26 protein-coding genes are annotated in these 23,220 nt (G+C 31.6%); 2 read left to right on the plus strand and 24 right to left on the minus strand.

The genetic code is table 11. The annotated features are described in order from the left end of the window. The first annotated feature begins 206 nt into the window (after positions 1-206). Positions 207-1,097 (plus strand): ChaN family lipoprotein, encoded by an 891-nt coding sequence (locus tag IPK88_01940; GenBank protein ID MBK8242161.1) that lies wholly within the window; start codon positions 207-209, stop codon positions 1,095-1,097. A gap of 230 nt (positions 1,098-1,327) precedes the next feature. Beyond that, the gene (locus tag IPK88_01945) at positions 1,328-1,813 is read left to right on the plus strand and encodes a nuclear transport factor 2 family protein (protein ID MBK8242162.1); all 486 of its coding nucleotides are present in this window, start codon (positions 1,328-1,330) and stop codon (positions 1,811-1,813) included. A gap of 488 nt (positions 1,814-2,301) precedes the next feature. On the opposite strand, the gene IPK88_01950 is transcribed toward IPK88_01945, so the two are convergent. The 24 genes from IPK88_01950 to IPK88_02065 form a co-directional block, all read right to left on the minus strand. After that, entirely contained in the window at positions 2,302-2,865 is a 564-nt protein-coding gene (locus IPK88_01950) for a fasciclin domain-containing protein (protein MBK8242163.1), read from the minus strand. 67 nt (positions 2,866-2,932) lie between these two features. Further along, a complete protein-coding gene (locus tag IPK88_01955) occupies positions 2,933-4,153 on the minus strand; it encodes a hypothetical protein (protein MBK8242164.1) in 1,221 nt (406 codons plus the stop codon). Further along, positions 4,153-4,746 carry a Crp/Fnr family transcriptional regulator gene (locus tag IPK88_01960; protein MBK8242165.1) on the minus strand — a complete coding sequence of 198 codons (594 nt, stop codon included), beginning with the start codon at positions 4,744-4,746 and terminating at the stop codon, positions 4,153-4,155. Before IPK88_01960 ends, IPK88_01955 begins: the two co-directional genes overlap by 1 nt. 93 nt (positions 4,747-4,839) lie before the next feature. Continuing rightward, complete coding sequence (locus IPK88_01965) at positions 4,840-5,214, minus strand: group III truncated hemoglobin (protein MBK8242166.1); 375 nt, start codon at positions 5,212-5,214, stop codon at positions 4,840-4,842. 10 nt (positions 5,215-5,224) lie between these two features. Next, positions 5,225-5,524, minus strand: coding sequence for a hypothetical protein (locus IPK88_01970; GenBank protein ID MBK8242167.1), 300 nt, complete (start codon positions 5,522-5,524; stop codon positions 5,225-5,227). Next, positions 5,521-6,288 carry an ABC transporter permease subunit gene (locus IPK88_01975; GenBank protein MBK8242168.1) on the minus strand — a complete coding sequence of 256 codons (768 nt, stop codon included), beginning with the start codon at positions 6,286-6,288 and terminating at the stop codon, positions 5,521-5,523. Before IPK88_01975 ends, IPK88_01970 begins: the two co-directional genes overlap by 4 nt. Then, on the minus strand, positions 6,281-6,991 hold the full coding sequence (locus IPK88_01980; protein MBK8242169.1) for an ABC transporter ATP-binding protein: 711 nt from the start codon (positions 6,989-6,991) through the stop codon (positions 6,281-6,283). Before IPK88_01980 ends, IPK88_01975 begins: the two co-directional genes overlap by 8 nt. Beyond that, the gene (locus tag IPK88_01985; protein MBK8242170.1) at positions 6,988-8,223 is read right to left on the minus strand and encodes a nitrous oxide reductase family maturation protein NosD; all 1,236 of its coding nucleotides are present in this window, start codon (positions 8,221-8,223) and stop codon (positions 6,988-6,990) included. Before IPK88_01985 ends, IPK88_01980 begins: the two co-directional genes overlap by 4 nt. 12 nt (positions 8,224-8,235) lie before the next feature. After that, on the minus strand, positions 8,236-8,661 hold the full coding sequence (locus IPK88_01990; protein MBK8242171.1) for a nitrous oxide reductase accessory protein NosL: 426 nt from the start codon (positions 8,659-8,661) through the stop codon (positions 8,236-8,238). Then, positions 8,658-9,248, minus strand: a complete 591-nt coding sequence (locus IPK88_01995) for a hypothetical protein (protein ID MBK8242172.1) — start codon at positions 9,246-9,248, stop codon at positions 8,658-8,660. Before IPK88_01995 ends, IPK88_01990 begins: the two co-directional genes overlap by 4 nt. 117 nt (positions 9,249-9,365) lie before the next feature. Next, positions 9,366-11,345, minus strand: coding sequence for a Sec-dependent nitrous-oxide reductase (nosZ, locus tag IPK88_02000; GenBank protein ID MBK8242173.1), 1,980 nt, complete (start codon positions 11,343-11,345; stop codon positions 9,366-9,368). 61 nt (positions 11,346-11,406) lie between these two features. Further along, positions 11,407-11,901, minus strand: a complete 495-nt coding sequence (locus IPK88_02005) for a cytochrome c (protein MBK8242174.1) — start codon at positions 11,899-11,901, stop codon at positions 11,407-11,409. Positions 11,902-12,022: 121 nt separating this feature from the next. Continuing rightward, the gene (locus IPK88_02010) at positions 12,023-12,730 is read right to left on the minus strand and encodes a sulfite exporter TauE/SafE family protein (protein MBK8242175.1); all 708 of its coding nucleotides are present in this window, start codon (positions 12,728-12,730) and stop codon (positions 12,023-12,025) included. Next, positions 12,730-13,167 (minus strand): FixH family protein, encoded by a 438-nt coding sequence (locus IPK88_02015; GenBank protein ID MBK8242176.1) that lies wholly within the window; start codon positions 13,165-13,167, stop codon positions 12,730-12,732. The genes IPK88_02010 and IPK88_02015 overlap by 1 nt, the downstream gene beginning before the upstream one ends. Positions 13,168-13,191: 24 nt before the next feature. Next, positions 13,192-14,595 (minus strand): cytochrome c oxidase accessory protein CcoG, encoded by a 1,404-nt coding sequence (gene ccoG / locus IPK88_02020; GenBank protein MBK8242177.1) that lies wholly within the window; start codon positions 14,593-14,595, stop codon positions 13,192-13,194. Positions 14,596-14,601: 6 nt separating this feature from the next. Then, positions 14,602-15,735 (minus strand): c-type cytochrome, encoded by a 1,134-nt coding sequence (locus IPK88_02025; GenBank protein MBK8242178.1) that lies wholly within the window; start codon positions 15,733-15,735, stop codon positions 14,602-14,604. Positions 15,736-15,745: 10 nt separating this feature from the next. Then, on the minus strand, positions 15,746-15,910 hold the full coding sequence (locus IPK88_02030) for a CcoQ/FixQ family Cbb3-type cytochrome c oxidase assembly chaperone (GenBank protein MBK8242179.1): 165 nt from the start codon (positions 15,908-15,910) through the stop codon (positions 15,746-15,748). A gap of 10 nt (positions 15,911-15,920) precedes the next feature. Next, positions 15,921-18,044: a cytochrome-c oxidase, cbb3-type subunit I gene (ccoN, locus tag IPK88_02035; GenBank protein ID MBK8242180.1), complete on the minus strand. Its 2,124-nt coding sequence runs from the start codon at positions 18,042-18,044 to the stop codon at positions 15,921-15,923. Between the two features lie 6 nt (positions 18,045-18,050). After that, positions 18,051-18,206, minus strand: coding sequence for a cbb3-type cytochrome oxidase assembly protein CcoS (gene ccoS / locus IPK88_02040; GenBank protein MBK8242181.1), 156 nt, complete (start codon positions 18,204-18,206; stop codon positions 18,051-18,053). Then, positions 18,203-18,625, minus strand: coding sequence for a CBS domain-containing protein (locus tag IPK88_02045; protein ID MBK8242182.1), 423 nt, complete (start codon positions 18,623-18,625; stop codon positions 18,203-18,205). The genes ccoS and IPK88_02045 overlap by 4 nt, the downstream gene beginning before the upstream one ends. Beyond that, positions 18,612-21,065 (minus strand): heavy metal translocating P-type ATPase metal-binding domain-containing protein, encoded by a 2,454-nt coding sequence (locus IPK88_02050; GenBank protein MBK8242183.1) that lies wholly within the window; start codon positions 21,063-21,065, stop codon positions 18,612-18,614. Before IPK88_02050 ends, IPK88_02045 begins: the two co-directional genes overlap by 14 nt. 9 nt (positions 21,066-21,074) lie before the next feature. Further along, a complete protein-coding gene (locus IPK88_02055) occupies positions 21,075-21,260 on the minus strand; it encodes a hypothetical protein (GenBank protein ID MBK8242184.1) in 186 nt (61 codons plus the stop codon). 45 nt (positions 21,261-21,305) lie between these two features. After that, a complete protein-coding gene (locus tag IPK88_02060) occupies positions 21,306-21,740 on the minus strand; it encodes an Rrf2 family transcriptional regulator (protein ID MBK8242185.1) in 435 nt (144 codons plus the stop codon). A gap of 681 nt (positions 21,741-22,421) precedes the next feature. Further along, entirely contained in the window at positions 22,422-22,799 is a 378-nt protein-coding gene (locus IPK88_02065) for a hypothetical protein (protein MBK8242186.1), read from the minus strand. Positions 22,800-23,220 lie beyond the last annotated feature (421 nt).

A 23,220-nucleotide genomic window follows, 5' to 3' on the forward strand; every position in this document is an offset into this window, starting at 1 on the left:
TTAATGTAAATTATAGCATTTATCCAAGTTGTAATAAATCCATAAACATTAATTAAAATCAACTAAATATTAAACACATAAATTATCAATAAATATAAAAGATTCCTCATATGAAAAAATTCAAAAAAGTAATTTTAAAATACAATAAAATAAATTCATTTACATCTAATATTTTTAAAACACAATTTTTGTGTTTTGTATTATTTATGAATGTCCCTACTTTTGCTCAAATCACGGAAGTAAATTATAAAATATATTCGACAAGACTCAATAAAGAAGTTAATGTAAATGACATTGTTGAAGATATGAAGAATTATAATGTACTTTTTTTTGGAGAAGAACACAATGATTCTGTAGCTCATTTTCTTGAACATAAAATATTTGAAACACTACATCAATCTTTCTCTAACAACACTACCTTATCTATGGAAATGTTTGATCGAGATGTACAAACTGTAATGAATGAATATCTTCAAGGAAGTATACGTGAAAAAAATTTCACAAAAGATGCTCGTTCCTGGAGTAATTACAGGGATTATAAACCCATGGTTGAATATGCTAAAAGCAATAAACTAGATGTCATTTGCGCCAATTCACCTACTAGATATACTAATTTAGCTGGAAGAAAAGGACAGAAGGCCTTGATGGCATTATCTTCGGATTCAAAAAAGTATTTTGCTCCCTTACCTTATGATACGGCATCTGGAAAATATTATGAAAAATTAACGGCCCTTACAAAACACGATGCCCCTTCTACAAATGACACAACTAAAGCAGCAGCACAACCTATAATGCCAAGCGGATTCAATTTAATCATGGGGCAATCACTTTGGGACGCTACTATGGCATATTCTATTTCCAAATACCTAAAACAACATAAAAACAAAAAAGTGTTTCAAATCAATGGAAGATTCCATAGTGACGAGGGTTTTGCTATAGTTACACAACTTAAAAAATACAGTCCAAAAGTAAAATCACTCATCATTTCAACAGGTAGCGACGATTCTTTTCCGAACATAGATTGGAACATTCACAAGCACCTAGGCGACTACATTATTATAACAGATCCTAATATCCCAAAAACTTATAAAGAATAGTAAAATTATCAATCAGAAGACTAAAAGTCAATTGAATATTTTAAAACTAGCACCTATAACCTTCTCTTTTTTAAAACAAATTGCTTTTGTAAGCAAAACTTAGATATTTCAAAAGAAGATTCTAATCCCTTCAACATTTAAGCTATAAAAGTAAAACAATAAGTAATTTTCTAAAATCTAGAATAAATTGTTTACTTTTATTCTATTAATTAACCAACAAAACCAAAATTATGAACTTCAAACTTCAATTACCCATACTATTGGGAGCAATTGTATTATTATTCACTTCTTGTGCTAAACCGGTAGAAGCGCCAAAACCCATCGATTTGGATGCGCTAAAAGTTGAAATCCAGAAAATGGAGGATGCTTTCGCAGCAGCTGAAAAAGCAAAAGATGCCGCTGCTGTCGCCGCCTATTACAGTGATGACGCTATAAGCTATGGAAGAAACTCTGAACCAACATCAGGTAAAGCGGCTATTCAAGCAAAAATTGCTGAAGGCATAGCAAAAGATACTACAGGAAAAACCAATGTTTATAAAGTGGTAGATTTATTTGCCGAAGGAAATTCTGCTGTAGAAATAGGATCTTGGACAGAATTCAGTCCATCAGGTGAAGAATTATCTAAAGGCCATTATATGTCTTACTTTCAAAAAAGAGATGGCAAATATGTTTGTGTAAGGGACATGAATGTCTCGTCGACTAAAGATCAAAAGTAATGTAACATAAAATATATTACGTATTATTCTAAATATAAAAAAGGAGCGTGTAGTTACTTGCTCCTTTTTTTATACTCAAACGAAATATACACTATAAAACCATTCTATGCAATAGAATTTCTATTCCAAGTCAAAATACCTTCAAATTCAAGCACTTCCTCTTATCTCACTTTCGCGATTCCTTCGCTTGAAGCACTGCCGTACTTCACTCCGCCAGTAGACGGAGATCGCTCACTCCCCTTCACCATTGGAACCACTATGGTTTGTCATAACCTAACCCACCATCTTTCGATGTTCATTCACTTAATGAACTGCCGTTCATTACTTTGATTGACATCAAAGATCGTTCATTCATGGGAGCGCTTGTCTTTATTGGTCTTTTGTCTTTCATCACGAAATACTATTGCATAATACAGGATAAAAAAATAGTCATTAGAAAAAATTCCCAATGACTATTTAACAATAAAAAAAAACGAAATGAATGAATTTTATTGAGGTAATAATACTTCGTCGATGACATGTATGATGCCATTTGAAGTAGGAAAGGAAGCTAAAATAGTAGCTTTCCCGTTAACCATTACCTTACCATCTTTTTTACTGATGCTAACCTTTCCTCCATTGACTTGTTCAAAAGATTGGCCATCATCCATGTAATCAGTTTTTAAAGTACCTACATAAGTATGATACTCCAAAATACTTTTTAAATCAGCTAATTTTTCAGGTTTTAATAAACCTTCAACTGTCCCAGCTGGTAATTTAGCAAATGCATCATTGGTTGGCGCAAAAACAGTAAACGGTCCAGCATTACTTAGAGCATCAACTAAACCCGCAGCTTGAACCGCCGCTACAAGTGTAGTATGATCCTTACTTCCTACAGCTACTTGTACAATATTTGGGCTAGATACATCATCCTTTACCCCAGATTGCCCTACCATTGGTGCTTCTGTAGATATTACATCTGCTGCAGACATATTCTTACTTTCAGACCCCGATTTACATCCTACGAAACTCAGGATCACCACAATTGCAAAAACGTTAAAAATTGGCTTCATATTTTATTCTTATGTAGATTTAATGATATAGCAAAGAAACTACAGCAATTACAAATTTTTTATGACTTTAATCATAAGAATTTAATTTTCTTAGTTGAATAATTAATAAAGCAACAAGTCCAAAAAACATTATGATTGCAGCTACAAATAATGTTTCATTTGCATAAGGAATTAAAGTGTAACTAAAAGATCCAATACCTTGAACAAGCAATATAAATTCGTTAAAAAAGATCCCAAATACAAATATTGTGATAGCCGTAATTGTATTTTTAAACGTTCCTAGCGCATTGAAACAAAAAATGTACACCACTAAAAAAAACGATATGATAGCAAGTAAAACTAAGTGCAAATAGGCAATAACAATTGGCCTAAAACCAAATGCTAATTTACTTATACTTGGTATAGCAGAACCTAATTGAAGCAGCAATTTAATACTTATCGCTAAAGCCAATATTAAGAAAAATTTCCGCCATATCGGTTTAATAGACGTCTTGAATATTGAAAGGTTTTGCTGTACCAATTGGAGTAATTTAATCCACCCTAAGACTTGCATAAAAGCGCCAATAACGACTAGTATATAAAGCCATATAGGTAACTTCATCCACAATGTAGATAAAAAATAGGTAGGTATACATGCTATGGCAAACAACCAAAATATTTGCGAATTAAATTTGAGTATTGGTATGAAACGATACAATTGACTTATGAATAAACCCATACATGAAAAGAAGAAAAAACCATTATATTGAAAATGCAAATAATAATAAACTGATGCTAAATAATTTTGGGGAAGATGCTTTGTTATCATCATGTAGGCCAATGCAAAAGTACCCAGTGAAGAAAATATGTAAAAAGCAAGGGAAGCTTTAAACCAATTTTTACTGGGATGTGGGCCGATTAGCTTTAAATCCTTTAAAAAACAAAATATAAAAATATAGGTGTTTAAAATGGACAGCGTTGAAAAAAAAATAGAGATGACTCCATAACCTTGTATTGCAAAAGAAAACAACATCCCATATGCACAAACTAAATTTCCGATAATGATCGGCTTGTATTTACTTAACACCGTTGTTTTCTGCTCATCTAGAAACATAAGCATTAAAACAAAAAGGGTATGAGCAATCCATCCAGAAAAAGCAAAATGCGAATGTGCATGCTGAATATGTTTTTGATCCAAATATGGAAATTCAAATCCAATTTTATATCTCATTATCACACCCAATAAAGCTACAATACTCAAATTTAATATAGATATATGTAACCACTTTTCTTTTAAATAATCATTCATTAAAAATATAATTTTCTTTGTTTTATATCAACTCGTCTGGTCTCTTCAAGCTTTTTCAATGTTCTAATAACGGTCTCAACACGCAATCCAGTGAAATTAGCAATCTCTTGTCTGGTATAGGGTATATGTATTTTGTCTTCTTTAGCATTTGATTTGGCTTTAAATGCATACAAAAAACTAATAATTCTTTCTTCAGGTGTATGATTAATGATGTCTCGAAGTAATTTTGACTTCATTAAAACCCTCCTTGCAAAAAGTGTAGTAAACGTATGATGTATTGCAGGATATTCACTTAATATTCTAAAAAATGTTGTTTTTGACAATTTAATAATTGTACAATCTGTAATTGTTACTGCAGTTGCAGGATAACTTTCATCAATAAATAGTGGTGGCTCACCAAAACTATCTCCATCATGAAACACCCCTTGAGTAAATTCTTTACAATCATCATTGGAATTACTCATTTTTACTGTACCTTTTTTTATTTGAAAGTAAAATTGTGCCAATGCTCCTTCGTCAAATATAATTTCATTTTTATTATATTTCTTTACTACCGCTCCCCAGGTAATCAAAATATTTTCATCGATCTGCATTGGTTCCTTTCATTTGATCTCCTGTAAATATAATAATCAATTTCAATTCTAGATATCTTTCCTGTGGCAAAATTAAATACTAAAACATACACTTTATTGATTTATTAACTTTATTTGCATTACAGTTGCGATGCTTTGAGCTCGTTGTTTAATGAGTTCGGCCTTTTCTCCTTGAAAAAGCTCATTAACTGTTTCGTTAAATAAGTGTATCCAATGTTGAAAATGATCCATTGTTATCGGTTTAATTTGACTAATTTCTCTATGCTTGATCATTGGATTTCCTTCGTAAGTTCCCGTGGAGAATACAATATTTTCCCAAAATTGATACATTATGGGTAAATGCCTTTCCCAATTGGTCTGAGCTATTTCAGTAAAAAAGAATCCAATGCTAGCATCCTTTCTAACTTTTTCATAAAACAAGTTGACTATCCTTTCGATATCAACTCTATTTTTAATGTCCGTTTTCATGTTGCGCAATTTATCTTTGAAACAATAAACACAATGTATCAATCTCGGCATCGACAAAATGTAATTCATTCATAGACATTTCAAATTCATCAGATAGAATCAATCTACTGTGTGCTCCAATAGCTCGAATGATCAATTGTCCCATTAAAAAGGTCAGTTGGAAAGACCTTTTACAATGATATTCTTTTATAACTTTGACTAATCTAAAATAGATCAGCAAAAACTTTAATTCGACTCCTTTAAAAAGAATTTTAGTTACTAGATCTGAAGTATTTTCCGTTTGAGCGATTACACTTTTGAAAGTTGTCATAAATCCATTTTTTTAAACTTAACTAATGAAATATAAAATGGAATAAAGATCCACATAATGATTAAGAAAAAAGTGATCATCAAACCTAAAGTAGTTCCAAAAAAATCTTTAAAAATCGCTCCAGTGTATCCCATCATAGCTGATACATCTAAATGTAATAATATTAGAATTCTAGATAGCGTAATAGGATTTAAAGCAGTAATACCAACCATTGCTTTTTCTATTGGATATTCTGCAAATTGAAACATCAGAAACAATACTATACCATCAAACAATAACGCAAAGAACAACCAACACATAATTGATATACCAATACCCTTTGCTTTATCACGCGTTAATATGACACTTAAAAATGCGATAGCTACAAATATTATAGAAACAAGACAGCCAATCCCAACCATCATAAATCCAATGGTGGAACATTCAAAAATTATTAATGGAATTCCTGCCCCAATTACAAAAGCAAGTATTAATGATATGGATAGACCAATGAATAAACTCAACCAAATTTTATTCCTTTCTATAGGCTGACTTAATAAAAGTTCAACAAATTCGGAACTATTATATTGATATATGGTTGAAAAAATAATAGATACCAAGGGCACAATCATCAGAACAATGTTCAATAGTGTTAGTAATCCCTTGGTACTATTGTCTTCTAAACTAAATACTCCCCATGATAGTAATGCTAGAACCATCATATAAATGATCATGATTCTGTTTTTTAAAATATCCAAAATGATTAACTTGATCAATCTAATCATTATTATTTTCCTTTAGAATATATGAAATAGCCTTTGATATTTTTTCTTCCCCTGTTTCCTTACGTAATACATTAATATCTTTATGGAATTTGATAGTACCATCTTGCATATAAACAATTTGAGTAATCAAATCATCCAATTCACTCAACATATGTGATGTAATTAAAATAAGTTTTCCATTCTGCTTTTCCTTTATTATTTTTTCTTTCAATATTTCAGCCGATAATGGATCTAATCCTGCTGTAGGTTCATCTAATATCAATACATCAGGATTAAATAAAAAGGCTAAAGTAGCACTGACTTTTTGAGTTGTACCTCCAGAAAGTGTTCTCATTTTTTTATCGAACAATTGATTTAATTTGAATAAATACATCAATTCCTCTTCTATTGTATCAGATTGCCTGATTTCTTTCATCATTTCAATAATCTGTCCTATTGTCATATGATCAGGATACCTTCCTATTTGAGGCATATAACCTATATTCTCACGATATTTAAATGTCTTCGAAATGTCTAGTCCACTAAATAGTATATTCCCTTTAGTGGGAATCACCATACCTAATATACATTTTATCAAGGTAGTTTTTCCACAACCGTTAGGACCAATTAATGCAATACATGAACCTTTTTCACAAGTTAAATTGACTTGATTAAGCACATTTATGGCTCCAAAATGTTTAGATATTTGTTGGACTTTTATCATAATTCTAATGCGCGCATCAAAGGCGTGTTATCTATAAAATGTGCTGGGGTTAATGTCGGAATTAACTTTTCTGATTGATCCAAGAGTGTCACCATAAAACTTCGAAATAATAACATCGCTGATGGATTAGATTCAACAATAACAGAAAAAATACTCAAAGGATGAAAAGGTACATCTCCAATATTGTTCTTGTCTAAATCATATCCTTCATATTTGTCCCAATAATTTTTATCAAATGTATTTAATACCAATGTTCCATTTGTACTAATATCAAAAGTATTCCCAATGAAATTATTGCTTGTCACTTCACTTTGAGTACAACTGGCTTGAATTTTCATGCCCCACCCATTATTCTTAAATATATTTTTCTCAACCTTTACCCTATTCGTACCATCCATAAAAATACCTGCTGTATTACTCACAAATACGTTTCCAATAATATAACTATCATTGATTTCTTTTAAAAGCATACCATATGCAGCATCACCCCAGTTTTGTTCAAATACATTATTAAACATCTTTACATTCTTTGTAAACATGACAGCTACTCCAGCACCGTTTTCCTTAAATACATTTGAAATGTAAGCATCATCATTGGAAAACATAAAATGCAAACCATATCTAATATTTCGAATAGAAACATTGCGCCAAATAATTGAATGAGTTACAAATTCAAAGTATATTCCATCTCGATGTCCTTCAATAGTATTCCCTATAATTTGCAAAGTATCACTTTTCCAGCAATGGATGCCATTACCAATTTGTTGTTCTTCTTTACCATATGCCTTAATCCGATTGTTTTTAACCACACAACGATTACAATACTGAAGATAGATTCCAAAAAAATTATCATCCAAGATATTATTACTCAAGGTTACATGATTACTATCATACACCTTAATTCCACATGGATCTTCTAATGTTGCATATCCCGAATGTTGTACCTGGAATCCATCAAAAACAACTTGGTTCGATTTAATAGAAACAACCTCATACTTACTTTGTCCATCGATTACTGGTCTATTGATTCCGAAAACATGCAAAGATTTGTCGATTAACACATTTCCTTCCTTATATATCCCCTCATGCACTATAATGGTATCCCCACTTTTTGCTTGATTGATGGCCCATTGAATTTTTTGAATTGCGTAGGTTGCACCAACATGATATGTCATTGCATTCGTAGTTACAATGACCAACATGAATAAATTATGGATAATAAATTGTTTCATCAATTTAATTTCTTAATGACTGACTTCTTCCCAATTCATCAATTTAGCTTCATACTTTTTTTGATAAATCAAAGCACTATCTCTATTAGCAAAAGCAGCTATATGTCCTTGCATTGGACCAACTATTTGTGATCCCTCAACAAAATAGGCTTGATCTACTTGTATCATTGTATTGGATTGTATAAAATCTGAAATATAAAACTGTAGATAATTCACATTTTTATTTTCATTTTTATAATTCAAAAGACAAATTAAATCATCAAATTTATATGTTCTTCCCTTTTGAGTAGTTAATGCCGCACCAAATCTGCCATCTGATATTTTCATTCTACAATATTCACATTGATCTACATTAAGTTTCATAGATGGCACTTCGGAACTCCCACAAGAAAAAAGTAGAATAACGAGACAAAATAAATTGATAAGTAAAATTTTCATGATTTAAAAAATATTTTTCGTTCCTTTAAGGATGCAAAGATCATCAATATTCCGCTCGCAACAAATAGCCAACCACCTATATCAGGTATAGAATATGCACCAAAATTTAACAATTGTTTAAATCCAATTAATGGCGGCTGATAAGCCATTCCTGGGACAATAATAGCAGCATTAGGATCCAAATTATGGCCATAATTATAATTCCACCTATAAAAATCAATCATAGCAATAATGCCAAATAATAAAAATGAAAAAAGCAGTAAATACAACCACCTCTTCTTTCCAAAAATAGCAATAATAAATGTAAGCAAAGCAAATAACCCAATTATATAAGGAAGAATGGTGAATTCTATAAAGTCTTCCTTGTGCAAGGTTTTCATTCCAATATAATGATTCAACCCATTAATAATTTCTACTTGACCACCAAGTTTATCCGCAAAAATTTTCAACACCAAGCCTTCAGGATATTGAGGTGCAGATAATTCAATTCGCCACAATGGTACAAAAATTGAAATAGCTAAACAAATACCAATAATAATGAGCACTATTTTTGAAATGCGACTCAACAATTGTTTTTCATGATTCATTTTGATACTTTATGGTGTTTTTGAAAACAAAAGGGCAGCCATTTTTCAATACACTGCCCTTTTAATTCAATTTTAAAAAAATATTTTACAACAAATTTTCCTTATTTATCCTCTGGACTATTTTTTAGCATCAGAACTATTTTTACCTAGACTAAAACTAATAGGAACGCTACTACCAGCTGGAGATACTCTAATATAACCTTGCATTTCTTGATGCAATGCGCTGCAAAAATCTGTGCAGTACATTGGAAAAATACCTGTTCTATCTGGAACCCATTTTAAAGTTGAAGTTTCTCCTGGCATGATAAGTAACTCGGCATTACTTATTCCTTTAATACTAAATCCATGCGGTACATCCCAATCTTGTTCCAAATTAGTAATATGAAAATATACTTCATCCCCTTTTCGAATACCTTCTATATTATCAGGTGAAAAGTGAGATCGAATAGCAGTCATGTATACATGAACTTTATTTCCTTCCCGAATTACTTTTGTTTCTGCTTCCCCCTTAGCTACATATGGGTGCTGGTTATCTTCAATTTTAAAAATTTTAACTTGATTGCTACTAATTAATTCAGCTGGACAAGCTTGTGCGTAATGTGGTTCTCCAATGGTCGGAAAATCCAAAATCATTTGCATTTTGTCACCGCTTATATCAAATAATTGAGCACTTTGTGCCAGTTCAGGGCCTGTTGGCAAATAACGATCTTTTGTAATTTTATTATAGGCAATCAAGTACTTTGGAGAAGGTTTTCTACTGTCTCCACCAGGAATACACAAGTGTCCCACAGAATAAAAAGTAGGCACTCTATCAAGAACTGCTAAATCTTTCAAACTCCATTTCACTACTTCAGATGATACGAAAAATGTAGTATATGCATTTCCCTTTCCATCAAATTCGGTATGCAATGGACCTAATCCTGGCTTTTTTACCTCACCATGTAATGCAGCTTCATATTTAATTACAGGTATACCATCATACATTCCATCAAATGCTTTATCTGTAATAGCTTTTTGTAGTTTATCAAAACTAAATACTGGAATCAAAGCTGCTAATTTACCGCTTCCAACAATATATTCTCCAGAAGGATCTACATCACATCCATGTGGAGATTTTGGACAAGGCAACATATAACATATATCCGCTAGTTCTTTTGTATCAAGAACTAACACCTCTTTAATCATTTCAGATTTTGCAGTGTGCGTCTTTTCATCCCAAGTATTATGTGCATAATTTACAGATACTTTTTTGCCTTTTCCAGCTTTAACATACTCTTCTGCCTTCTTCCAATTGACAGCCATAATAAAATCCTTATCCTTTTGAGAAGCATTCACTTCTAATAAAGTATTTGCTTGTTCAGTATTATAGCAAGAAAAAAAGAACCAACCATGAGATTTACCTTTTCCTGCGTGACTTAAATCAAAATTTACACCAGGACATTGAAGTTGGAATGCAATACTCATATTTCCATTGTCTTTATTTACACTGATAAAACTAATGTGTCCTTTGAAATTTTGTTTATAAGTATTGATTGGAACATCTCCATTGACATCATCCGCTGGTACACTAAAACGAGTACCTGCAACTACATATTCCGTATTTTCAGTAATAAATGGAGATGAGTGATTCCCAGCACTATTTGGCAACTCAATAATTTCATCCGTTCTAAACGTTTTCAAATTAATTCGAGCCACCCTTGGGGTATTATTCCCATTTCCGAAAACCCAACGACCATCTATTTCACCATTGGTTTGAGATAATTCAGTATGATGCAAATCATCCCAAGGGGTAAATCCATGTGAAGTATTAAGCATTGGTTTTGTTTCTTCACTATATCCCCAACCTTTTTCAGGATCAACAGAAAAAACTGGAATAACACGTAATAAACGACCACTTGGCAATCCATATACACTCATCTGTCCACTAAATCCCCCACTCACGAAATTGTAATACGCATCATATTTTCCAGGTGGCACAAAAGATTTTGAAGCCAAATCTCCACTTACTGCTGTACTCATATTTTTTGGCTTACAACTTATGACCAAACTGGTTAATAAAAAAACAACACATATCATTTTTACAAAAAAATATTTCATATAATTAATTTTAATTTTGAAAGAAAAAATATCAAATCATTTTAAATTCTAAATTTATAAACTATTTAGTTGCATCATTTCTACGCATAAATTCTAATAAGTTTCTTGCATCTGTATCGGTTAAACTTTGATTGGGCATACGCACTAAACATAATTCTAATTGAGCTTGAACAGCTGGATCTTTATCTATCATGGCATCAGGGTTAGTAATGAAATTCATAATCCATTCTGGCTTTCGCCTAACGGTTACACCTTTCCATCCAGGACCAACCAATTTTTCATCAGACAATTTATGACATGCACTACACTTTACCCCTTGTATTTTGAATCCCTCATCAGCCATTGTAGCATCAATCTGATCTGTTAAAGTTAAATTCTCAGCAGAGAACTTCCCTTCACCTCGATTAGGATCATAAGCAGGTTTATCATCAATCATAGATTTAGGTGCTTGATCTGATGAATTCGCAGAATTAGGATTCTTGGTATCACCACTCCCACATGCAGCAAGACCCAAAATGGTTCCGATAATTAAAAGACTAAAATTTAATTTATTCATATTTTTGTTTTTCGTTTAATACAAGCGCAAATTTCAAATAAAAATATAATCTATTTTATGATTTCAATCATATAAATATAATTTTTATAAGGATTTCTATAATATTTCAATTTAGAAATTATCATCGATGACAACAGTTCATTTTATCATTTTCTAACAATGGAGAAATAAATGGAATTCCAAGGTTCAATCCTCTTAATATAAGCAATATAGCAACACACATGATGAGGTATGGTGTCATTTTATTTAATTTATTGCGAAGATTGATGGAAACAAATTTTCCAAAGATCATTGTTAAGGCCATAATAGGAATTGTACCAATGCCAAAGGCAAACATTGTTAGGCTACTTTTTAAGATAGTGCCGGTTGCAATGGCTGTTACAATGGCAACATATACTAAACCACACGGCAAAAATCCATTAACCATACCGATAGAAAAATAAGTTGAAGGTGTTTTGTCAGTTTGCAAATAGTCACTTAATTTTGATTTGACTTGATGACTCAATTGACTAAAAATATTTACTCTATATGAACCTAAATAATTCATTATTAGAAATAACAAAATAACAGAACCTGCCCCAATAGATAACCATTGTTGCAGCTTAAAAAGTGAAAAACTCATACCTAATAAACCGAAAACTATACCCATCGAAGCATAGGAAAATGACCTTCCTAAATTATACAGTCCAATGGCCATCGACTTATTAAATATAGTTAACTGATGAATAGGTAATGACAAAGCCAAAGGCCCACACATTCCTACACAATGAAAACTTCCAAATACCCCAATAGTAAAACCTGTGATCAATACTAAAAGAACTTCATCCATTATTCAATGATTAGGTTTTGCTCTCTGTAATAATCTTTTGACAAATTGCGCCATTTTAATCTTGCTTTATATGTGCCTGGAATAAACTTAAATTTTTCTATCAATAACGATCCGTGTTCATTGGGTTTAAAATCAATTGTTATGTCCTTTCGCTTATCATCGATTCGAAGAAAAGAAATATTTCCTTGTTCAAAATTCGAAATTAATATTTTCGGAATGTTTACTATTACAAAACTATCGTTTTGATTTATTAAAGTTGAATCTGTAACTACATTCAAATTTTGAGCTGCATTAATCAATGATTGATAATTCATTTCCTTCTCATAATAATTCTCATCCAACATGTCATTGGTTTGTCTAAATGCAACGAATACCATAGACATCATAGCAACGATAAATGCAATAATTACGATCAAAATTTTATATCCCCAATTCATAGTTTCATGTTCTTATAGTTAGAATTATTTAAAAGGCCCTAAAAATTTAGTCTTGACTGTTTGGATTTTTTCATCACCTTTGTAAACCCCAATTTTAATATTGGTACTTCTTGATACAATCAAATGTTTTGGTATTTCCAAAAAGAATTCATATTCACTAAGGGCCTCCTTTTTTAATGATATTTGTTCAGCGCCCACCAATTTAATCTCTCCAGGCATATTTTCCAATTTTAATGTAATTGGAAATGAATCATTCGATTTATTGATAATTTTTACATCAAATAAGTTACTGAGTTTATCTGGAGGAATTTCTTGATAAAGCTGACCCTTAACTCTAGAGATATATGTATCAACTGTTTTACGAGTAGCAACCAAAACACTCATAAATATCATTAATATAACTAACAATACAGTATAAGCTTTCATCCGTGTATTAAAATGAAATTTCTTACCTGTGCTAATTTCATTTTCGGAAGCATAACGAATTAAACCTCGCTCAAAATGTACAGCATCCATAACTTCGTTACATGCATCAATACATGCTGTGCATCCTACACATTCCATTTGTAATCCATCACGAATATCAATTCCAGTAGGACAAACTTGAACACATTTCATGCAACCGATACAATCGCCTTCTGGTCTTATTACATTTTTTTTGTACTTGGCTCTAGGCTCTCCTCTCTTGTAATCATATGCAATTTGCATAGTGTCTTTGTCAAACATTACACCTTGCAATCGGCCATACGGACAAATGGTTGTGCAAACAATTTCCCTGAGATAGGCGAATACACCATAAAAGATTAAGGCAAACACGACCAAGCCAGTTAATAAAACTAAATGTTCTGACATGGGTTCACTAATTATTTTTATTATTTCATCGACTCCTAGAATATATGATAAAAAAGTGTGTGATATGATGAACGAAATAACAATAAATATAAAATGTTTGAGCGATTTCTTAATGATTTTATGAGTAGTCCATGGTTCTTCATTCAACTTTCTTTGTTGACTAGCGGAACCTTCCACTAACCATTCAATTGGTCTGAACACAAATTCCATAAATACAGTTTGTGGACATACCCACCCACAAAATAATCGCCCAAACACTACGGTAAACAAAACAATAAAAACTATAAATGTGATCATTGCTATTGCAAAGATGAAAAAATCCTGAGGCCAAAATATTTTACTAAATAAAATAAATTTACCGTTCGGAATATTAATCATCATGAATGGCAAGTCATTTATCTTTATGAATGGTATAATGAAAAATATAGCCAAATAAAAATAAGCTATATACTTTCTATAATTATACCATTTGCCTGTAGGTTTCAAAGCATAAATCCAATTCCTCTTACCTGAATCAGTAACGGTACTTACTCTATCTCTATAGGAATCAGCATGCAATAAATCCTCTTCTCTCAATGTATTTTACTTATTAATTTTAGTTGTATCTATTGCAACAGGTGCTGCAGTAGCTTGTTCTTCTACATACAATTCACCTTGTTTCTCCTTCGCGCCTGCAGGATTATTTCCCTTTAATGATTTAACAAAACTAGCCACTTGCGCCATTTGATTTGCAGACAACTGTTCCTTCCATGAAATCATTCCTTTATCTGGCCATCCATATTTAATGGTTGTAAAGATGTTTTTTATTGAACCCCCATGAATCCAATAATCATCTGTAAGATTGGGGCCAACACCTCCAGGTTTACTTCCACCATGAGCTTCATGACAAGCAACACATTTTTCAATAAAAATCGCCTTACCAGCAGCAATATCTGGAGCCTCTAGCATGATAACAGAATTTTCATCTACATTATTGGCTTGCATCGATAAATACTTACTTTTTTCTATTTCTGCTTGTACCATTTCCATTTTAAATTCTTCAATTTGTAATGGTGCCGAATGACTGACATGATATCTCCACAAATAACCTATGGCAACTATAATTGTCAAAATAAATCCAGCAGTAAACCAAGGTGGGGTAATATTATTTAATTCACGTATCCCATCATAATTATGCCCTGCATCAAGCTGAGCCTCCTCTTCCATGGGTCTAAAACTATTAATCTTATTCCAGAATCTCTCAAACCAACTTTCTTTAACTTCAGCAGACTGCTCCATTTCTTGGGCATAACTATTTTTTAAAAATGTAGTCGTTTTCCATGAAAAATAAGCTATTAAAAATACCTCAACAACAATGCATAAAAACAAACCCCATGTTGACCAATCAAAGTTAAATTGATTCACTGGCGCTGGTGCTGCTTGACTAAATGAAACTTGAGTAGAAACAAGAAGAATTAAAAGTGTATTGATGATTTTATTAGAATTCGAAATATTCTTCATTTTCATCATATAATCTTTTGCTGCCATCAAAAACATTTTACCCGTTAGATATAGCGGTAATAACAATAGGACTATAATTAAAACTAAAATCAAACTTTTATCATCTAGTAATGGCACGTTTGAAATAGCGACTTCAGTCCCTTGTCCTATACTCAAAAAGGGCATCAAACAAGAAATTACACTTATTATGATTTTTTTTATTTTTTTCTTTAACATAACAAAAATATTAATGATTATCTAATGGTAGTTTTTCAATACGTTGTATCTCAGCTTTATCTATACTATAAACCCAATATGTAACTATAATAAAAAAAGCTACAAACAGGAGTAATGATACAACAGGATAAATACTGACTCCGATGATTTTTTCCAAATATGTTGAGAATTTCATGGTTTAAAATTTATTTCTTTTCTAATTTAATATCTTTTCCTAATCGCTGTAAATAAGCAATCATAGCAATGATTTCTTTATCACCACTGATTTCAATTTTATTATCTAATAATAATTTATCAGTGATGTTTTTAGCTTGCTTTTCTAAATCATTGTTCGCTATACTTTCATATCCTTCTGGATAGGGCACCCCCAATTTACGCATAGCGTGTATTTTAGAAATTGTACTTCCTTTGTCAATATCTTTTTCAAATAATGATGGATAAGGAGGCATAATACTACCAGGTGCCATGGATGTTGGTTCAAGCATATGATTAAAATGCCAACTGTCACCATACTTTCCACCGATTCTTGCCAAATCTGGTCCAGTTCGTTTACTACCCCATTGAAATGGATGATCATATATAAATTCACCCGCTTTAGAATAATCCCCATATCGTGTTACTTCATATCTAAATGGTCGGATCATCTGCGAATGACAATTGTAACAACCCTCTCGAACATAAATATCTCTTCCTTGCAACTCTAACGGAGTATAAGGTTTTACTGAAGCTATAATTGGGATATTTGACTTTACTAAAAATGTAGGTATAAGTTCCACCAAACCACCAATTCCAACAACAACTAAACTTAAAACCAATAATAAAAGTGGTTTTCTTTCAATAAAACTATGCCAAATGGAATTGACTGGGGCTTTGTATTCTTTTGTCAAAGGTGGAGCTTCAGCTTCTTCTTGTTCAATAAATGATCCCGCTTTCGCTGTTTTGATCAAATTGTAAATCATGATACAAACACCAACTAGAAAAATGGTACCTCCAATAGCACGCATAATATAAAATGGAATTATAGTTTGTACTACATCAATAAATTGATATTCCAATTGTCCTTCAGGAGTAAACGCTTTCATCATAAAATAAGATCTGAAAGCACTCCAATACATTGGAATGGCATACAATAAAATACCTAAAGTCCCCACCCAAAAATGTGTTGAAGCTAATTTTTTAGAATAGAGTTTGGTATTGTATAATCTAGGTATTAACCAATACATCATTCCAAAAGTTAAAAAACCATTCCAACCTAAAGCACCAATATGCACATGTGCAACAGTCCAATCACTATAATGTGAAATAGCATTCACATTTTTTAATGACAACATCGGACCTTCAAATGTAGACATTCCATAAGCCGTAACGGCTACAACAAAAAATTTCAAAACAGGATCTTCTCTTACTTTGTCCCAAGCACCTCTTAATGTAAATAATCCATTAAGCATACCTCCCCAACTTGGAAGTAACAACATGATGGAGAAAGCTGTACCTAATGATTGTGCCCAATCAGGCAATGCAGTATACAAAAGATGATGTGGCCCAGCCCATATATATAGAAAAATCAAACTCCAAAAATGCACGATACTTAATCGGTATGAATATACTGGCCTATCCGCCGCCTTTGGCAAAAAATAATACATCAGTCCTAAGTATGGAGTAGTTAAAAAGAAGGCCACTGCATTATGTCCATACCACCATTGCACCAATGCATCCTGAACTCCGGCATATACAGAGTAACTTTTTAATAAAGAAATGGGATATTCCATAGAATTTACAATATGCAACATAGCAACAGTCACCCATGACGCTATATAAAACCATATAGCTACATATAAATGTCGTTCTCTCCTCGTTAGAATTGTTGCAAACATATTAATCCCAAAAACAACCCATATCAATGTAATTAATATATCAATAGGCCATTCTAATTCTGCATATTCCTTACCCGTGGTATATCCCATTAATAAGGTTACTGCAGCACAAACAATAATGGTTTGCCAGCCCCAAAAATGTATTGCACTTAATTTTTTACTCCACATGGAAGTTTTTAATAATCGTGGCAATGAATAATACACTGCTGTAAATATTCCATTCCCAACAAATGCAAAAATAACAGCATTCGTATGCACAGGTCTTAATCTACCAAATGCCAAATGAGGAAAGTATTCACTAAAATTGAGCACAGGAAAAGCCAATTGAAATGCAGCAATTACGCCTAACAACATTCCAACAGCTCCCCAAAAAATACATGCAATAGCAAATAATTTTGGAAATTTGTTGTCGTAATAAAATTTGTCTAAACTCATACAGGATTAATTTAAATTATTTTTTTTATTGTCAAATAACATTCTTTGGGCAGGACTCTCATCTTCATCAAATTGTCCATCTTTAACACTCCACAGAAAGGCAATTAAAAAACCACCGGCGATACAGATGCTTACAATTAATAGTATAATAATTACACTCATGATTCAAATTGTTTTAAAAGAAATTTTATGATATCTGTTGTTGTCACAATACCCACCAATCGATTTTCTTCCATTACAGGTAGAGCATGAAAATGGTGGTTCGCAAATATTTCTGCAACTTCTTTTATTGTATTATTTGAATTTACAGTCATTGGATGGGTATGCATCACTTGATCGATACTTAACATATCAAGAATCGCATCTTCAGAATTATCTTGTTGATCAAATAAATTAGAAAAAGTCAATCTGTTTAGATCTGTACTACTGATGATTCCCTTTATTTGATCTCCATCTACAACCGGTAAATGTCTAATCTTCTCCTTTTTTATAAGATCAATCACATGCCTTAAGTGATCTTTTATGTTTACACTGATGACATGTTTGGTCATTATATGACTCACCAACTCACTCGCTATCATGATCTATTGTTTGATTTGTAAAAATATTCCATCTATTCTTTAATGAGAAATGACCAGCAAATATTTCTGTTAATCCATAACTCAAAAGGATAATGGTAATAGAACTAGCTGGCATTAATATTGCCGCAACCACCGGTGATAATATACCTTGTAGAGCATAATACAATCCTATGATGTTATATAATACTGAGATGGTAAAACTGAAAAGTATAATATACTTACCCACCCTAGCTAATCGAATAAATGTATCTAAATGATTCAATTTTGAAGCATCTAAGACTCCATCAGATGATGGTGTAAAACTATTACTTGTATCAGCAATTGCTATTCCTACCTCACTTTGTTTTAAAGCGCCAGCGTCATTTAGACCATCTCCTACCATCATCACATTCAGGTCGTATTGTTCTTGCAATTGTTTGATATATTCCAATTTTTGTAATGGAGATTGATTAAAATATATTTCACTTTCTTTACCCATTAATGAATGTATAGTTTCAATTTCGTGATCATTGTCTCCACTAATTAATGATAAGGTGAATTTCTTTTTTAGTCGTTGTATTAATTTTGAAATTCCAAAACGGTATTTATTTGAAATGAGGAATTCCCCAAACACTTGTCCGTCGATTGAAATAACGACTTTGGTGCCATGTGTTGATTGATTAAAAGTTTTTCCAACAAACTGGGGTGAGCCTATTTTTATATGTTTTTCATTCACCCATCCTTCAATTCCCTGACCTTGTATTTCTTTAAAATGGTTGATTTCAATAGTTTCATCTTCCTTTAGAAAAGCCTCAATAATTTGACTCGTAGGATGGGTATTTTGTTTGAGTAATGAAACAATTATTATCCGCATTTCTGGATTCAATACTTTGCCAGAATATTTAACATTGGATCCTTGGATTTGGGTAATCGTTCCAGTTTTATCAAAAACAATGTGATTGACTTTTGAAATTTTTTCTATGATTTCAGGGGATCTTAAATAAAATTGATTTAATCCAAAAATTCTCAAAATATTACCATTGGTATAATTTTTTGAAAGCAATAAAGCGCATGGACAAGCTACAATAAGTACCGTCGTCATAGCATTCCACATGAGCATAAGTTCCCCTTGAAAATACCAATAAATACCGGCACCCAAGCCTAACAAAAGTACCAAATAAGTAAAATAAGTCCCTATTTTATCATAGGTATCTTTACCAATATTTGCTTTTTTATTGAATATTGGATTATTCCAAAGATTGGTTAAATAACTTTGTGAAACTTCTTTAACCACAACTAATTCTAACAATCCACCTAATTGCTTTCCACCGGCATATATTATTTCGCCTATGTCAATTTTCACAGGAAGGCTTTCGCCATTGACAAAACTATAATCTATACTTGCTTCACCTTTCGATAAAAGAGCATCAACTGGAATAATTTCATTGGAATAAACTTGGATGATATCTTTCTCCTTAACCTTTGATATTTCAACAGGTCTAATAAATCCATCCTTAATAACATTAAGCGCAATTGGAAAAAACGATTTAAAATCACGGTCAAATGAGATAGTCCTGTACGTTCTTGATTGTAACCATCTACCTATGAGCATAAAAAATACGATTCCACTCATACTATCCAAATATCCATTTCCGGTACCTATGGATATCTCATATAAACTTCGAATAAATGTAATGACCAATGCTAAAGCCACTGGTAAATCAATATTCAAAAAACGATGTTTTAAGCCATTCCAAGCAGAAACAAAAAATTCAGTAGCGGAATAAAATAATACAGGTAAGGCAAGTATAACTGAAACAAATTTGAAAAAGTAAGCAATTTTTGGTTCAATAGCATTTGAAATTGAAAAATAATCTGCTAGGCTAATCATCATGATATTCGCGAAACAAAAACCTGCGACACCTATTTTATACCATCTGGTTCGATCGGTTTTTGAAACCGGATCAGAATTTAGTTCATTCAAACTCAAATGTGGTTCATAACCAATATTATCAAGTGTTTCAACCACCTTTCTCAAACTGGTTTCGTGTTGATCAAAAACGATAAATACTTCTTTTTTACTAAAGTTGACCCGAGAAGAAATGATGCCATTATTGATAGATGCTAATTGTTCCAATAACCAGAGGCAACTACTACAATGTATCTGAGGCAAATAAAAGGTGACCTGAGTTTGGTGCTGATCTGCATACTTAATGAGTTTTTTCTGAATCGTAGTATCTTCCAGGAATGCATATTTATCCTGACGTTTACTCCTGTTTTGGATCAATCCTGGTTTTTCATTCAACTCATAATAATCACACAACTGATGTTCATTTAAAATTTCAAACACCATTTTACAACCATTGCAGCAGAAGAATTTCTCATCCACATGGCAAGCCCTATCAGGAATATCATTCCCACAGTGATAACAAATGCTAACAGTTGAATGTACTGGTTTCACAAATTCTATTTAGTCTTTTTTTAATTCTTTAAGCATTTCATCAGTTTGTAATGCAACTTTTGAACAAACTCCATTTCCTTGACATGAGCCACAACAATCCTTTTCTTCTGAATTTTTGTGATCATCATGAACGATTGTTGGGTTCAATACGACAAGATGATTTGGAGAATGGGCCTTATTGTTTTTGTCTTTCATATTACATTATATTAATACCTTACAATCCTTTATTGAATAAAAAAATTATTGATTCTTCAGAAAGAACTTTCCTGAATCCAACTTCTTATTAAAATCACCTATGGTGTTATTTTCTATCATCCCGATCAAATTTCGTTTGATTTCTTTAAATTCAAAATGAACTGGACAAGGGTTTTTTTCAGAACAAGCCTTTAAGCCTAGAACACAATCTGTGTATAATTTCTCTCCATCCATTGCTTTCACAATATCTGCTATGGAAGCTTTTAAATCCTCCTTATCCAGATAAAATCCCCCATTAGGGCCCTTAACGGAGTGTACCAGTTTTCTCCTACTGAGGTCCTGCATAATTTTTGCAATAAAATGCTCAGGTGAGTCCGTTCCTTTTGCAATTTCTTTTATACCCACACGTGCTTCATTTTTTGATTTCTGAGCTACAAAAATCATCGCTTTGATGGCATATTCACAAGATTTTGAAAACATAGTTTGTGTTTATGGGTCAAAAATACTACAAATATTTAAAATATAAAGAGTTTTATATCTTTTAATAGAAAAAATATTTTATTTATTTTAAAAAATGATTCCTTTATTCATATATAGAATATAATACTATTTATGTATTTATATTATAACCAACTATATATATTATATTTTTAATATATAAAAATTGATTTCATAAAAAAAATAAAAAAAATTTTTAACCATAGCATTTATATAAAAATTTATCCTAATTATTCATTTTTTAATCCAAATCCATCGAATTTTACAACTCTGAGAATACCATCAGCCGTGCTAATATGAACTAATAATTAAATAGAAGCTAATTGGATTTGAATTTGAGTCAACGAAATACCTAAAAAAATCAAGTTCCACCAAACACATATCCTAAGATGTTACAAGATGAATTTTGGAACATTTAGAGTCTTTAGATATCGAATATTTCTTTGACCTTCCTAATCTGTATTTAAACATCGCAAAATCATACACCACTAAACGAAACTGGTCCCCATGATTATCTATTCTAAAAAACGAGCCAATTAGCTCTAATAATCCTTAAATCAAAAGACCTAAGTTCAATAGACTAACATCTGGAGTCAACTAACATCGACTTCACTAACTTTAGAGTTACAACATTCAATGAAGAGAATATCAAATTTGAGGCCTTTATAAATACTTAGCTAAAAACTGATAAAACTCCTTTTTCGTCTTAACAAAATCGGTAGCATCAGATTGAATTAATTCCGCTATCGTGTTATCTGATTCTATCATCTTAACGCCAATATAATTGGGCTTTTCAGAAGCATTATCCAATAAAACTTTGTCCTTCAATTTAACATCATGCAACAGTTCATCAATATGAATTTCCATCAATCTGAACTTATTCTCAAAATGCTCTACATGCATTAAGATCTCACTAGAGGTATTCTTTTGTACGATTTCTTCTAATCTATTTTTGAAAAAAGGAATCTCAGACTTATAAAACTTTAATTCCCGAATCCAATCCTGGCACATCACGTGCAAATGTGAAATACTATCCTTCATTGTTTTTTGTTTTAATTGTGAATTTCATTTATATTCTATCTACTTAACTGTTAACCTTTTAAAAATTTATGTGTCGTTATGACTATTATCACCTTCACGAACATCATCTCATCCACTAACATGTTCATAACACAAATTTAATACAATTGTTAAATATAAAGACTTTTTTATCTTTTATTTAATATTAATTGTTAAAAATAATTTTTGTTCAAATGATTCTCTACTCAAAATATTATATAGTTATATTTTATATGTATAATAAATTAATAATCTATATTTTATTAAATATTTATTTTTTTAAGATTAAGTAAAAAAAATTGAATAGACCTTTGAATTTTAAGTGTCCGATTAAAATACACTAGATTTGAACAAACTTCCAATCCATTATAATAAGTTGGCTAAGCATCTAAGTCTAAAGTAT

Origin of the sequence: Candidatus Defluviibacterium haderslevense (assembly GCA_016712225.1) — a bacterium.
In the GTDB taxonomy this organism is placed as follows: domain Bacteria; phylum Bacteroidota; class Bacteroidia; order Chitinophagales; family Saprospiraceae; genus Vicinibacter; species Vicinibacter haderslevensis.

Coding starts and splice junctions, on each gene's coding strand:
- IPK88_01960 (MBK8242165.1), bottom strand. CDS start 4,746: ATGCAGATCGATGAAAATATTTTGATTACCTGGGGAGCGGTAGTAAAG.
- IPK88_01965 (MBK8242166.1), bottom strand. CDS start 5,214: ATGAAAACGGACATTAAAAATAGAGTTGATATCGAAAGGATAGTCAAC.
- ccoN (MBK8242180.1), bottom strand. CDS start 18,044: ATGAGTTTAGACAAATTTTATTACGACAACAAATTTCCAAAATTATTT.
- IPK88_02025 (MBK8242178.1), bottom strand. CDS start 15,735: ATGTTAAAGAAAAAAATAAAAAAAATCATAATAAGTGTAATTTCTTGT.
- ccoS (MBK8242181.1), bottom strand. CDS start 18,206: ATGAGTGTAATTATTATACTATTAATTGTAAGCATCTGTATCGCCGGT.
- IPK88_01975 (MBK8242168.1), bottom strand. CDS start 6,288: ATGATTAGATTGATCAAGTTAATCATTTTGGATATTTTAAAAAACAGA.
- IPK88_02010 (MBK8242175.1), bottom strand. CDS start 12,730: ATGGATGAAGTTCTTTTAGTATTGATCACAGGTTTTACTATTGGGGTA.
- IPK88_02030 (MBK8242179.1), bottom strand. CDS start 15,910: ATGAAATTCTCAACATATTTGGAAAAAATCATCGGAGTCAGTATTTAT.
- IPK88_02005 (MBK8242174.1), bottom strand. CDS start 11,901: ATGAATAAATTAAATTTTAGTCTTTTAATTATCGGAACCATTTTGGGT.
- IPK88_01970 (MBK8242167.1), bottom strand. CDS start 5,524: ATGACAACTTTCAAAAGTGTAATCGCTCAAACGGAAAATACTTCAGAT.
- IPK88_02055 (MBK8242184.1), bottom strand. CDS start 21,260: ATGAAAGACAAAAACAATAAGGCCCATTCTCCAAATCATCTTGTCGTA.
- IPK88_02045 (MBK8242182.1), bottom strand. CDS start 18,625: ATGATAGCGAGTGAGTTGGTGAGTCATATAATGACCAAACATGTCATC.
- IPK88_02060 (MBK8242185.1), bottom strand. CDS start 21,740: ATGTTTTCAAAATCTTGTGAATATGCCATCAAAGCGATGATTTTTGTA.
- IPK88_01955 (MBK8242164.1), bottom strand. CDS start 4,153: ATGAATGATTATTTAAAAGAAAAGTGGTTACATATATCTATATTAAAT.
- IPK88_01995 (MBK8242172.1), bottom strand. CDS start 9,248: ATGAATCATGAAAAACAATTGTTGAGTCGCATTTCAAAAATAGTGCTC.
- IPK88_01990 (MBK8242171.1), bottom strand. CDS start 8,661: ATGAAAATTTTACTTATCAATTTATTTTGTCTCGTTATTCTACTTTTT.
- IPK88_01945 (MBK8242162.1), top strand. CDS start 1,328: ATGAACTTCAAACTTCAATTACCCATACTATTGGGAGCAATTGTATTA.
- IPK88_02065 (MBK8242186.1), bottom strand. CDS start 22,799: ATGAAGGATAGTATTTCACATTTGCACGTGATGTGCCAGGATTGGATT.
- nosZ (MBK8242173.1), bottom strand. CDS start 11,345: ATGAAATATTTTTTTGTAAAAATGATATGTGTTGTTTTTTTATTAACC.
- IPK88_01980 (MBK8242169.1), bottom strand. CDS start 6,991: ATGATAAAAGTCCAACAAATATCTAAACATTTTGGAGCCATAAATGTG.
- IPK88_01940 (MBK8242161.1), top strand. CDS start 207: ATGAATGTCCCTACTTTTGCTCAAATCACGGAAGTAAATTATAAAATA.
- IPK88_02015 (MBK8242176.1), bottom strand. CDS start 13,167: ATGAATTGGGGATATAAAATTTTGATCGTAATTATTGCATTTATCGTT.
- IPK88_01985 (MBK8242170.1), bottom strand. CDS start 8,223: ATGAAACAATTTATTATCCATAATTTATTCATGTTGGTCATTGTAACT.
- IPK88_01950 (MBK8242163.1), bottom strand. CDS start 2,865: ATGAAGCCAATTTTTAACGTTTTTGCAATTGTGGTGATCCTGAGTTTC.